The sequence below is a fragment of the Nocardia cerradoensis NBRC 101014 genome (genome assembly GCF_000308535.1).
Taxonomy (GTDB): Bacteria; Actinomycetota; Actinomycetes; order Mycobacteriales; family Mycobacteriaceae; genus Nocardia; species Nocardia cerradoensis.
Genome location: NZ_BAFW01000078.1, coordinates 18,791 through 31,447, shown reverse-complemented (window position 1 = coordinate 31,447; position 12,657 = coordinate 18,791). Strand labels below are relative to the sequence as shown.

Sequence of the window (12,657 nt, the reverse complement as noted above, 5' to 3'; positions counted from 1 at the left end):
CCTCGACCCGCAGCGCGGAAGTGTCTGCGGTGGGCACCTTTCCGGTCACCGTGGTCATGCCGGGGGCGGTGAAATCCACACCGAGGCCGAGCTGCGCGGCCGCGCGGGTCAGCCCGTCGGGCCGAAGATTCACCGCGAGCCGTCCCATCGTGGTGTTGCAGGACCGCGCGAACGCGGTGTGCAGGGGCACGGTGCCGAGATCGAAGTTGTTGTCGTTGGGGATCTGCCGGCCCTCGATGTTCTCGGTTCCGGGGCAGGCGACCATGGTGTCGGCGGTGACGTGCCCGGCCTGCAACGCGGCCGACACGGTGACGGTCTTGAAGGTCGAACCCGGTGGGTAGAGCCCGGTGAGCGCGATCGGGCCCTGGGCGTCGGCGGGCGCGTTCTGCCCCACGGCGAGGACGTCGCCGGTGGACGGTCGCAGCACAACCATCGCCGCCGGAGTGGGGATCGGCGCGAGCGCGGCCTCGGCACGGCGCAGCATCCCGGTGTCGAGCGTGGTCCTGATATCGGCGACAGGTTTCGGATCCTGCCCGCCCACCGTGTGGACGCCGTCGCTGGCCTGTGCGCGCACCGCCCAGCCGGCCGCGGCATCGGTGCTGTGCTGCCACAGGTCGCTCACCCCGGACAGGGCCGGCGAGGTCAGTGCCTTGTCGGCGGTGAGCAGCCGGGTCTGCTGCGCCAGCGTCACATTCGGCAGCGCGGCGAGCCGATCCTGCACGGGGGCGAGGTCGCCGGCCCGCAGCGCGATCGCGGTGACGGGTTTGCCCTGGGCCTTGTCCATGTCCTGGCGCAGGCTCGCCGCGGAGATGCTCGGATCGATCGGACCGAGTACGGCCGCAACGGCATTCGGGTCGGCGCCGGGCGCCAGCTGGACCAGGGTGACGACCTGCTGGTTCATCAATTCCGCACCGTCGCGGTCGAGCACGCGCGCGGCCGGCTGCGGGGTGACGGTGTCGTAGGACAACGGCCCGATCTCGAGGCCGGGCGCCACGGTGGCGGGATTCCACCGGACCTTCCAGTCGTCGCCGGATTCGTCGGCCGTCCCGGTGGTGGTGTAGGTCCACTGATTTCCGGCCGCGCCGAAGGTCCACGTGGTGGCCAGGTCGAACGTCGCGTGGTGGTCGGACCGGTTTACCGCACGCACGTCGACGCGGACCTTCTTGCCGAGGCTGTCGAAGAGAGTGCCGAGGGTGGTCGTGGCCCGCGCCGGATCGCTGGTGACGGCGGCCGCGGCCGCGGGATCGCCGTGACTCAACGCATCGGCGAAGGTGTGCACACTGCGGTCGAGCCGATCGGCGGAACTGTCTCCGGAACACGCGGCGGCAGCGAGAATCGGGGCGGCGAGCAGGGCGAACAACTTCGATCCGGTGCGCACGCGGCCGACACTACCGCCGCGAGCCGCCGCCGCGGGGTAATCGGCCGCCGCGCGCGGGCCGCCGGTCGGCCGCACAGCCGGTCGTCAGTGTGGCAGCCAGACCCCTGCCGCCAGTTTCGCCGCGTCCGCGTCGTCGAGTTCGATATCGAATTCGGCCGCCAGGATCTTCGGCAGATCGGCCGGCGGCAGGTCGCGGCTGTGCGCGGTGCCGTCCGGATATTCGGTGATCCAGGTGGTGTTGTCGACGATGTCGTGCCGGTCCGGCCGGAACCGCTGCACATACGGCCGGGTCACGAACGGTGAACGCGCAAATGTGGAGACGAAGTGATTGCCGACCGCGTAGTCGATGCGGTACTGCGGATTCATGGTGAAGCTGTAGCGGTCGATCCAGCCGTCGCGGGCGAAGTGGTGCAGCACCCACAGCTCCGAATCGAGTTCGCCGCGTGTGCGTTCCAGCCGGAATCGCCAATCACCGGCCCGCACCTCCCCGGCATCGGGATTCAGTTCGAGCGGGGCGAGCGGCCCGGAACCGAAACCGACATCGCACAGCCACACCCGGTCGTCGTCGGCGGTGGTCACACGCAGCAACGCATGCGTCGCCGGGCGGATCTCACCGCGCGCGCCCATACTCACCCGCCCGTGTAATCCGGTGACGCCGAAGCCGATCCGCTCCAATGCGGCGGCGAACAGGCCCACGTTCTCGTAGCAGTAACCGCCGCGCCGCGATCGGACGAGCTTGTCCTGCAACGACGGAAGGTCCAGCAGCACCGGGCGTTTCAGCACCGGCTCGATGTTCTCGAACGGGATGGTGGTGGTGTGCGCGTACTGCAGTGCGCGCAGGGTGGCGAGGGTCGGCGCCGGCTCTGCGGTGAAGCCGATGCGGGCGAGATACGCCGGCAGATCCAGTGCCGCGCCGTCCCAGTTCGAAACCGGGGCCGGATTTTCCGTCATGACTTCTCCTGTCTTGTCACCGTCGTTCGCCCCCCATGATCAACGACCGCGGGTCCCGCATCCTTCCCACCACTGCGACCGGTCGCGTTCACCACGCGGCACTCACCCCGCCGGCATGCCGATCCGGCCCCGTTCGAGTTCGCCGCGCAGCCGCGCGAGCGTGCGTGCCACGGCCGGCAGGGACGCATCGGGCGCGATGGCGCCGAACAGCTCGGTGAGCCGCTGCGCGAAGCTCTCCTCGGCCGCGGTCACGAGCCGGGCGCCGTCCTCGGTCAGGGCCAGCACCGACGAGCGGCGGTCCGACGGATGCGGCCTGCGCACCACCCATCCCCGGGCAACCAGGCGATCGACGCCCTTGCTGATCGCCCCGATGCCGGCCGCGAATTCGGCCGCGAGATCGGCCACCCGCGCCTCCGGATGGTCGCGCAGGAAACGCAGCGCTTCGAACTGCGACGCGACGATGCCGTGCCGCTCCCGGAGCCGGTCGTTGACGGCGTTGTACAGCCGCGTCTCGCACCGGACGAGATCGGCGAACAGCGTCGGCAGATCCACGGCATCCGAGTCCACGGCATCCGAGCCAGAACTACATTCCATGGCATATACTGTACAGGAATATATTTCTCAGGAGGTGCATATGAGCGAGGAACAACGCGCGCAGGTCGACGCGATGCTGCGGCGGCCACACCCCGCGCAGCCGCGATCCGTCGCCGAGATACGAGCCGACTTCCGGACACTGATGGCACAGATGGCCGTCCCGTCCGGAATACGCACGCGGACGATCACCCTGGGCACTCGGCCCGCGGTGCTCGTCGAACCGCCGGAGCCGGCCGGAGCCGGAACGATCCTGTACTTCCACGGCGGTGGCTTCGTCTTCGGTTCCCCCGGAACGGCGCTGACACTGACCGGAAACCTGGTGTGTAAGACGGGTTTCCGGGCGTTTTCGGTCGATTACCGGCTCGCGCCGGAACATCCGTTCCCGGCCGCGATAGAGGACACCCTCGGCGCCTATCGCGCCCTGCTCGACAGTGGCGCGCAACCGTCGGCGATCGCCTTCGCGGGCGACTCCGCGGGCGGTGGTCTGACCATCACGACGGCTCTGGCCGCCCGCGACGCCGGCCTGCCGCTGCCCGCCGCGATCGTGGCCTTCTCCCCCGGACTCGATATGACGCGCACGGGTGCGAGCATGGAAACCAAAGCCGGCATCGACCCGTTGTTCACCCGCGCGAGCCTGGACCACACCGGCGCCATGTATCTCGCCGGGCAGGATCCGGAACAGCCGCTGCTCAGCCCCGCGGTCTCGGCCGATCTCACCGGTTTCCCGGCGATCCTGCTCCAGGTGGGAACCAACGAAATGCTGCTCGACGATTCCACTCGCCTGGCCGCACGCGCGCGGGAGGCCGGAGTGGACGTCATCCTCGACGTGACCGCCGATGTGCCTCATGTATTTCAGTCCTTCACCGGCCTTCTCGACGAGGCGGACGAAGCGCTGGACCGGGCGGCGCATTTCCTCGGCCAGCGCATCCGAATCCGGGACCGAGCAGGCTAGGATTCGACCATGCGTTCGATTACGGTCGCTCAGCGACGTGCGCGGCTGGCACGGCGGCATCGGCTCGCGTTCGAAGCCCGTGGTACCGATCCCGCCGATATCGCCGAGTCGATGGTCGCTCTGCACGCCACCGATCCCGCGACGGTGTACCTGTCGGTGTGCGCCCGCACCCGCGGCCTGGCGCCCGCCGATGTGGAACGCGCCCTCTACGACGATCGGTCGCTGCTGCGGCTGCTGGCGATGCGGCGGACCATGTTCGTCGCGCCGGTCGACCTGGTTCCCGTGCTGCAGGCCGCGGTGGCCGATGCGCTCGCCGTCAAGCAGCGCCGCGCCTACGGAAAGTATCTGGCCCAGGCCGTCGAGGGCGATATCGACGCCTGGCTGGCCGAAGTGGCCGACGAAACCCATCGCGAACTGCTGACCCGGGGCAGCGCCACCGGCGCGCAACTGTCGGCCGCCGTGCCCCGGCTGCGCACCCAGGTCGACACCGCCCCCGGCAAGCCGTATTCGAAACCGACCAACATCACCACCTGGGTGCTGCTCATCCTCGGATGCGACGGGCTCATCGTGCGTGGGCGCCCCAACGGCAGCTGGACCAGCAGCCAATACACCTGGGCGCCCCGGGAGGCGTGGCTTCCGGATGCCGCGCCGGTCGCACTCGACGCGGCGCGTGCCGAACTCGCCCGCCGCTGGCTGCGCACCTTCGGACCGGCGCCCGTGGACGATCTGGTCTGGTGGACCGGATGGACGAAAACCGATGTGCGCAAGACACTGTCGAGTCTCGAGCTCACCGAGGTCGACCTCGGCGGCAGGACCGGAGTGCTCCTGTCCGACGATACAGACCCCGAACCCGAGTCCGGACCATGGGCGGCGCTGCTCCCCGCCCTGGACCCGACCCCGATGGGCTGGCAGTCGCGCGACTGGTTCCTCGGCCCGCACACCCCCGCCCTGTTCGACACCAACGGCAATATCGGCCCGAGTATCTGGGTGGACGGACGGATCGTCGGCGGCTGGGCGCAGCGCGCCGACGGTGACATCGCCTGGCGGCTGCTGGAAGACGTCGGCGCCGACGCGAAGGCGCTGATCGATGCCGAGGTCGAGCGCACCGCCGCCTGGTACGGCGACGTGCGCGCCATCCCCCGCTTCCGGACCCCGCTGGAACGCGAACTCACCAGCTGAAGTCCGGCGGGCTCCGGCTGTTTCGACGCCATCCGCCTCCGGCTTCGCCGATAGTGCCGTGAGGATCGCCATGATTTCGTCCATTGACCCACCGACGGCAATTTCCCCGTGCAGGTGGCGGTGGGCGAACGGCGTTTTCTCTCGGATAGGTAAGTTTTGATTTAGCGATTCTGAAGCAGAACTGTATTGATCGTCGCGCGTGTCCCGATCACGCTGTGCTCGTACGTTTCCCGACGTCGTTTGCACCCATTCTCGATCGATCAAGGTTCCCATGTCACATGAACTCGCACGGCGACGCTTTCTCGCGCTCGGCGCCGCACTGACCGGCGCCGGGTTTCTCGCGGCGTGTGGCAGTCCCGCGTCACCCGGCACCGCGGCGCGCGCGCTGCCGGCGCCGAAAAACGCCGCGCCGATATCGGGCGGCCGAATCACCTACCTCAACGAGAAACTGATCGACGGATATCAGCAGCAGGCCACCGGGTCGTGGCATGTGGCGCAGGTGTGGAATCAGATCGTCGAGCGACTGTTCTACTACGACGCCGCGGGCCGATTCCAGCCCCATCTCGCCACCGGATTCACCCAGAACGACGCCCGCACCGAATTCGGGCTGACAATTCGGAAAGGCGTGACCTTCTCCAACGGCGAGCGGCTCGACGCAGCGGCGGTGGCGGCCAATCTGAACCTGCTCGGCAAAGGTGACAAGGGGCGCGGAATCGTCCGCGCGGCATATTTTCCGACCAGCTACGACAAGGCCGAGGCCGTCGGTGAATACGAGGTCCGGATCCGGCTGAGCCAGCCGTTCGGCGATTTCATCCAGAAACTGGCCGCCTGGACGACGGTCGGCATGGTGGCGCCGGCGACCGTCGAGGCGAGTCTGCGCGACCAGTCCGATCTGAGCAAGATCTACGGCACCGGACCGTTCGTGGTCGAATCCTGGCTGCCCAGTAAGGAAGTGGTGCTGCGCCGCCGCGAGGACTACTCCTGGCCGCGCGGCGACGCCAAGCACGACGGCCCGGCACGCTTGGAGCGGGTGACCGTACAGCAGGTGATCGAACCGTCGCTGCGCGCGGGATCGCTCGAGTCCGGGCAGGTCGACATCATCCACTACGTGCAGCCCGCCGAGGAGCCGTTCGTGGCCGACGGATTCCAGCTGATCGCGCCGACGTTCTTCGGCAGCGTCTGGGGACTCCAGCTGCGCCTGACCGCGCCGCACCTCGACGACATCCGCATCCGCAAGGCGCTCACGCACGGCATCGATCGGCGCGAGATCCTGACGACCAACTACCGCAGCGGCGCATGGACCGAGGCGAAGTCGACCTTCAACGACATCGTCCCCGGCACCCTGGATCTGCGTGACACGTTCGCCTACGACCGCGATCTCGCGAACCGCCTGCTCGACGAGGCCGGTTGGACCGATCGGGACCGCGACGGATACCGCGTCCGCAACGGTGAGCAGCTGAGCTTCCTGATCTACCCCTCGGTCTACATCACGACCTCCCAGGCGGACCTGCAACTGATCGCGCAGCAGTGGAAGAAGATCGGAGTGCGGCTCGAGATAAAAGGTACCGACTTCTCGACCTACAACGCCGTGACCGCGCAGCCGAATGTTCCGCTGTACGAAAATCATTGGCTGGCGGGAAGTCCGACGGAGATGTGGCGATGGTGGCACAGCTCGCAAGGTAATCAGTTCAAGAAGCCCGGTGCCGCGCTGGACGCGTTGCTCGACGCGCTGGTGCAGGCGAAGTCCGATCAGGCCCGGATCGAGGCGTCGAAAGCGGTGCAGCGGTATGTCATCGACAACGCCTACTACATCCCGGTGCACGAATTCCGCCAAACCTGGGGCGCCGCGGACCGCCTCCGCGATCTGAGCGTGGACGGGCTCGGGCTCATCAGCTTCTACGACGCGTGGCTCGACGTATGACCGGCCCGGAATCGAGGCAGTGAGAAATGAAGCAGTTGTCGCATTATCCGCGATATGTGGCATCCCGGATCGCGCAGGCCGCCGTGACGGTCGTTCTCGTCTACATCATCGTGTTCGTGATCGTGACGGTATTGCCGGGCGATCCGGTCGCCAACCGGCTGAGCAATCCCGAATACGGCTACTCCAAGGACCAGATCAGGGACATGCTGGTCTATTTCAAATTGGACCGGCCGATATGGGAGCAACTTCAGGTTGCGCTCGTCCGCCTCGCACACGGTGACCTGGGGTTGTCCTATGCCTCGAATCTGCCGGTGTCGACGGTGCTGTGGTCGGGCATTCCGTCCACGCTGAAGTTGGCGGGAACGGCCTTCGTCTTCGCGGTGGTCCTCGCCTTCGCGATCGCGGTGAGCGCGTTCTTCCTTCCGGACCGGTTCGGCGGCGGCCTGCTGCGGTCCCTCCCGTCGCTGTTTCTGTCGGTGCCGAACTTCCTGATCGGTCTGGTCATCATCGATGTGCTGTCGTTCCAGCTCGGATTGTTCACGCTCACCGATTTCCGCAGCGCCGGGGCGCTCGTCTATCCCGCTGCCACGCTGGCCATTCCGACCTCGGCGCCGATAGCGCAGGTCCTCATCAGCGCCCTGGACAACGCCCGTGCGCAGCCCTACGCCACGGTGGCGATCTCCAAGGGCATCGGCCGGTTCGGTCTGCTCTCCCGGCACCTGTTACCCAATGCCGCGCTGCCGACAACGACCATCGCGGCGATCATCGTCGGTGAGCTGCTCGGTGGCTCGATCATCACCGAGGCGATCTTCGGACGCACCGGAGTGGGCAGTGTGATCGAGAGGGCGGTCACCGAACAGGATGTACCGGTCCTGCAAGCGGCCGTGGTGCTGGCCGCGATCGTTTTCCTCACCATCAACCTCGCGGTGGACCTGATCTACCCCGCGCTCGATCCCCGACTGCGCCCGACGGAGGCACGCCGATGACGACCACGACCGATGCGGCCGCCGATATCGACGAGGAGCAGCACGAGGTCGTCGCGACTCTCGCGGTCACGCGCTCGCGCCGGCGGCCGGCGATGCCGGGACTGCGCGACCTCGCGACCGTCGCCGCGGTTCTCGTCGTCGCCGTGCTCACGGCCTGGGCGATCGCCCCGGGCCTGTTCACCGGCCACGATCCGTACGCCGGCGTGACCGCGGACAACTTCCGCGCGCCGTCGTGGGAGCACCTGTTCGGCACCGATCAGTTCGGCCGCGACATCCTCGCGCGGGTCGTGTTCGGCACGCGGACGGCGGTGCTGACCGCGCTGCTGGCCGTGGGCATCGGCCTGGTCGCCGGCAGCGCGGTGGGTCTGATCGCGGGCTTCTCCGGGCGCGTAGCCGACGCGATACTCGGACGGCTGATCGACGCGCTGCTGGCCATTCCCGGCTTTCTGCTGGCCGTCGTGGTGGTGGTGTCACTGGGTTTCGCCAGCGTGAATGCCGCCGTGGCGGTGGGCATTTCGTCGGTGGCCGTCTTCGCCCGCCTGATCCGGTCGGAGACGCTGCGGGTGAAGAACACCGCGTTCATCGAGTCCTCGCGCCTCATCGGCGGCGGAAAGATCGTCGTGCTGTGTCGCCATGTGCTGCCGAATGTGTACCGGTCGGTGCTGGCACTGGCGGTTCTGCAGTTCGGCCTGGCCATCATCAACATCTCCGCGCTGGCATTTCTCGGTTACGGCAATCCACCGCCGAGCCCGGACTGGGGCCTGCTGGTGGCCGACGGCAAAAACTTCTTCTATCGCTACCCGTGGTTCGTCTACGGCCCGGGCCTGGTGATCGTGCTGTCGGTGCTGTCGCTGGGACAGTTGAGCAAACTCATCGGCAGGAACAGGTGACATGACCGCTACGACAACAGCTCTCGCGTCCGATGCGGGCCGGGCGGCGCCGGTCGCGCCGCTGCTCGCCGTGCGTGACCTCGCCGTCGCCTACGACGGCAACCTCTCGGCCCCCACGGTGTCCGGAGTGTCGTTCGACGTGCCCGCCGGCGCGGCGGTGGCGATCGTCGGTGAGTCCGGCTCCGGGAAGTCCACGGTGGTCAATGCCATTCTGCGACTGCTCGATCACGGCGTGGCGGTAGGAGGTCGCGCCGAGTTCGGCGGCCGGGACGTATTGCGGCTGCCCGAACGCGAATTCCGCCACATCCGTGGCCGCCGTATCGGTTTCGTGCCGCAGGACCCGACCTCCTCGCTCGACCCGGTGCGCCGCATCGACCGGCAGATCTTCGAGGCGTTCCGCGCCTCCGGCCTGCCCGAGTACGCCCGCCGGTCGCGGCTGCACGCCCAGGCGGCCGAACTGCTGGACTCGGTGGGAATCGCGCAGCCGGAGCGCACGCTGCGCTCCTATCCCCATCAGCTCTCCGGCGGACAGTTGCAACGGGTGCTCATCGCGATCGCGATCTCGCAGCATCCCGATCTGATCATCGCCGACGAACCGACATCCGCACTGGACGTGACCATTCAGAAGACCATCCTGGACCTGATCGACCGGCTGCGCGCCGAGCGCGGGCTCTCGGTGCTGCTGATCACCCACGATCTGTCCCTGGCCGCCGAGCGAGCGGATCGGGTCGTCGTGCTGAACTCCGGCCGGGTGGCCGAATCGGGCCCGTCCTCGGCGGTACTGCGGGAACCGGAATCCGGTTACGCCCGCGAGCTGATCGGGGACATTCCGAGCATCGACCCCGATCGCTTCGCCGCCGCGAAAGCTCAGCGCGCCCGGCCCGGCGGCGAGCCGGTGCTGACGGTAACCGATGTCCACAAGACGTTCCGGATCGGCAGGCACCGGACGGAGGCGCTGAAGGGCGTGAGCTTCGATATCCCGGCGGGCCGCACCCACGCGCTGGTAGGCGAATCCGGTTCGGGGAAGTCCACCCTCGCCCGGGTCGTTCTGCGGCTGACGGAGCCGGACGCGGGGCGAGTGCTCGTCGCGGGCCGCGACATCTCGCATCTGGGCCGCCGCGAACTGCGTGTGGCAAGGCAGAACCTGCAGCTCGTGTATCAGAACCCCTTCCAGTCGCTGGACCCGACGTACACGGTCGCGCAGTTGGTGGCCGAACCGCTGATCCGCTACCGCTGGGGTTCGCGAGCACAGCGACGGGCGCGGGTACTCGAGGTCCTGGATCTGGTGGGTCTCGACGAATCATTGCTCACCCGCGGCATCCGGCGCCTGTCCGGCGGCCAGCGCCAGCGCGTGGCCATCGCGCGGGCGCTGAGCCTGAGCCCGAAACTCCTGGTACTCGACGAGCCGACCTCGGCGCTGGATGTGACGGTCCAGGCACAGATCCTGCAGGTTCTGGTCGACCTGCAGGTGAAGGTGGGCGTGAGTTATCTGTTCATCTCCCACGATCTGAGCGTGGTGCGACAGCTCGCCGATACGGTGACGGTGCTGCGCCGCGGCGAAGTGCAGGAGCAGGGCGCCACCGCGGACGTGTTCTCGAGCCCGTCCGGCGACTACACCCGGCGATTGGTGGATTCGATCCCGAAACCGCCGGGACACAACGTGGTTCAGCTGACTTCCGGAGGCCGCTCGTGAGCCGTTATCTGCATTTCACCGTCAACCTGATCCCGGGACCGCTACAGGCATCCGACGGTTCGCATCCCTTCATCGACATCGACGACTTCGTCCGCTCGGCGCAGCTGGCCGAGCAGGTGCGGCTCGACTCGGTGTTCTTCGCCGACTCGCAGGGAATCGGGCCGGACGGAAGGAGTTTCGCGTATCTGGACCCGCTGGTAACGCTGCCCGCGCTGGCTCGGGAGACCGAGCGCATCGGCCTCGTGGCGACGGTGTCGACCACCTACACCACACCGTACGCACTGGCTCGGGCGATCCTGTCGCTGGATCACATCTCCCACGGTCGCGCGGGCTGGAACATCATCACCACGATGGAGCCGACCGTCGCCCGCAACTTCGGCCTCACCCAGCCACCACCGCGTGCCGAACGGTACCGGCGCGCACAGGAATTCGCGGAGGTGGTCGAGAAGCTCTGGGTGTCGTGGGACGACGACGTCACCGCCACCTGGGATCTGCGCAAGTTACGGCGTGCGCCGATCGACCATCACGGCGAATTCTTCTCGGTCGCCGGGCCGTTGCAGCTTCCCCGCTCGCGGCAAGGCAAGCCGGTGATCTTCCAGGCCGGTGGGTCCGACGACGGCATCGACACCGCGGCCCGCTTCGCCGACGCGGTCTTCTCGGTCGGAGTCGACGAGGACGCGTCGCGGACCTACCGCGAGCGCCTGAACAAGGAGGCTCGGAGCCGACGCGGCGATTCGGCGGGCGTCCTCGTCCTGCCCGGAATCTTCCTCACCGTCGGCAGTACGGACGCCGAGGTACAGCGGCTGTTGCACGAGGCGGAGCAGGCACTGGAGGAGTCGGAAACGGTGCACCGCTTCCTGTCCCGGTTCGACCTGGATCCGGAGGCGGTGAACCTGGACGGCCCGGTGCCGCCGGAGGTCGCGGTCACCGACAGCACCCGCTCGATCGGATTCGCCCAGGGCGGCGTGGATTTGGCGCGTCGCCATCCGGATCTGACACTGCGCCGGTTCATCGTGCTGGGTGGCGGCGGACATCGGCGGATCTTCGGGACTCCGGAGTCGATCACCGACGAACTGATCGGCTGGGCCGAGCGCGGCGCCGCCGACGGGTTCACGGTGTTCGTCGAATCGCTGCCGCAGTTCGCCGAACACATCGTTCCGCGGCTCTGGGAGCGTGGCGTTCATCGCCGCGAATACACCGGCACCACGCTCCGCGACCACTTCGGACAGACCGACGGCTGACCCCTACATATCGAGGCCAAGGTCGAGCACCCGCACCGAATGGGTGAGGGCGCCGACCGCCAGGTAGTCGACTCCGGTGCGCGCGTAGTCGGCGGCGGCCTCGAGCGAGAGCCCGCCGGAGGATTCTAGTTTCGTGCGCGGCGAGCGGCTGTTGCGGCGCTGGACGGCGGCCTGGGTGGCCCACAGCGGGAAGTTGTCCAGCAGCACCAGTTCCACGTCCTCGGCGAGGACGGCGTCGAGCTGATCGAGGCTGTCCACCTCGACCTCGCATTCGATGTCGGGATCCAGTTCGCGCACCGCGCGCAACGCGGCGACCACCGATCCGGCGGCCACGACGTGGTTGTCCTTGATCAGGGCGGCGTCTCCGAGGCCCATGCGGTGGTTGACGCCACCGCCGACGCGCACCGAATACTTCTGCAGCGCACGCAGACCCGGCAGGGTCTTGCGGCTGTCGCGGATGCGGCAGTTCGTGCCCTCGACCGCGTCCACCCAGGCGGCGGTGGCGGTGGCGATCCCGGACATGTGGGTGACCAGGTTGAGCATGGTGCGTTCGGCGGTGAGCAGCTGCCGGGTCGGCGCGACGACCGTCAGCACCGCGTCGCCGGGGCCGACCCGGGTGCCGTCGGCGACGCGATCGGTCACCTCGTAGTTTCCGGCGCCGATCACCTCGTCGAGCACCAGCAGCCCGACATCGATGCCCGCGACCGTGCCCGGCTGCCGCGAGACCATCGCGGCCTTGACGGTCGCCTCGGCGGGAACCGTGGCGGCCGAGGTGATGTCGGGCCCGTAGCGCAGATCCTCGTCGAGGACCGTGCGGATCAGGGTGCGCAGTTCCCCGGGGTCGAGTTGCGGGTCCAGTGCCATCATCTACT

Annotated in this window: 11 protein-coding genes; 7 read left to right on the top strand and 4 right to left on the bottom strand. The window is 68.1% G+C overall.

Annotation, left to right across the window (positions count from 1 at the left end; genetic code table 11):
* The 3 genes from ON23_RS09200 to ON23_RS09190 form a co-directional block, all read right to left on the bottom strand.
* A partial coding sequence (locus ON23_RS09200; protein WP_039777508.1) for a penicillin-binding transpeptidase domain-containing protein occupies positions 1–1,378 on the bottom strand: 1,378 nt, incomplete at its 3' end.
* 84 nt (positions 1,379–1,462) lie between these two features.
* The gene (locus ON23_RS09195) at positions 1,463–2,329 is read right to left on the bottom strand and encodes an arylamine N-acetyltransferase family protein (RefSeq protein ID WP_039777496.1); all 867 of its coding nucleotides are present in this window, start codon (positions 2,327–2,329) and stop codon (positions 1,463–1,465) included.
* 102 nt (positions 2,330–2,431) lie between these two features.
* Positions 2,432–2,923: a MarR family winged helix-turn-helix transcriptional regulator gene (locus ON23_RS09190; protein WP_051042295.1), complete on the bottom strand. Its 492-nt coding sequence runs from the start codon at positions 2,921–2,923 to the stop codon at positions 2,432–2,434.
* 40 nt (positions 2,924–2,963) lie between these two features.
* On the opposite strand from ON23_RS09190, the gene ON23_RS09185 reads away from it, so the two are divergent.
* The 7 genes from ON23_RS09185 to ON23_RS09155 all read left to right on the top strand — a co-directional run bounded on the left by ON23_RS09185 (position 2,964) and on the right by ON23_RS09155 (position 11,785).
* Complete coding sequence (locus ON23_RS09185) at positions 2,964–3,875, top strand: alpha/beta hydrolase (RefSeq protein ID WP_039777507.1); 912 nt, start codon at positions 2,964–2,966, stop codon at positions 3,873–3,875.
* Positions 3,876–3,884: 9 nt separating this feature from the next.
* On the top strand, positions 3,885–5,054 hold the full coding sequence (locus ON23_RS09180; protein WP_039777494.1) for a winged helix DNA-binding domain-containing protein: 1,170 nt from the start codon (positions 3,885–3,887) through the stop codon (positions 5,052–5,054).
* Between the two features lie 271 nt (positions 5,055–5,325).
* On the top strand, positions 5,326–6,975 hold the full coding sequence (locus tag ON23_RS09175; protein ID WP_039777493.1) for an ABC transporter substrate-binding protein: 1,650 nt from the start codon (positions 5,326–5,328) through the stop codon (positions 6,973–6,975).
* Positions 6,976–7,001: 26 nt separating this feature from the next.
* Positions 7,002–7,961 (top strand): ABC transporter permease, encoded by a 960-nt coding sequence (locus tag ON23_RS09170; protein ID WP_174376470.1) that lies wholly within the window; start codon positions 7,002–7,004, stop codon positions 7,959–7,961.
* On the top strand, positions 7,958–8,851 hold the full coding sequence (locus ON23_RS09165) for an ABC transporter permease (protein WP_039777492.1): 894 nt from the start codon (positions 7,958–7,960) through the stop codon (positions 8,849–8,851). Before ON23_RS09170 ends, ON23_RS09165 begins: the two co-directional genes overlap by 4 nt.
* A 1-nt stretch (position 8,852) precedes the next feature.
* Positions 8,853–10,544, top strand: a complete 1,692-nt coding sequence (locus ON23_RS09160) for a dipeptide ABC transporter ATP-binding protein (RefSeq protein WP_039777491.1) — start codon at positions 8,853–8,855, stop codon at positions 10,542–10,544.
* A complete protein-coding gene (locus ON23_RS09155; protein WP_039777490.1) occupies positions 10,541–11,785 on the top strand; it encodes an NtaA/DmoA family FMN-dependent monooxygenase in 1,245 nt (414 codons plus the stop codon). Before ON23_RS09160 ends, ON23_RS09155 begins: the two co-directional genes overlap by 4 nt.
* 3 nt (positions 11,786–11,788) lie before the next feature.
* On the opposite strand, the gene nadC is transcribed toward ON23_RS09155, so the two are convergent.
* Positions 11,789–12,649, bottom strand: coding sequence for a carboxylating nicotinate-nucleotide diphosphorylase (nadC, locus tag ON23_RS09150; protein ID WP_039777505.1), 861 nt, complete (start codon positions 12,647–12,649; stop codon positions 11,789–11,791).
* Positions 12,650–12,657 lie beyond the last annotated feature (8 nt).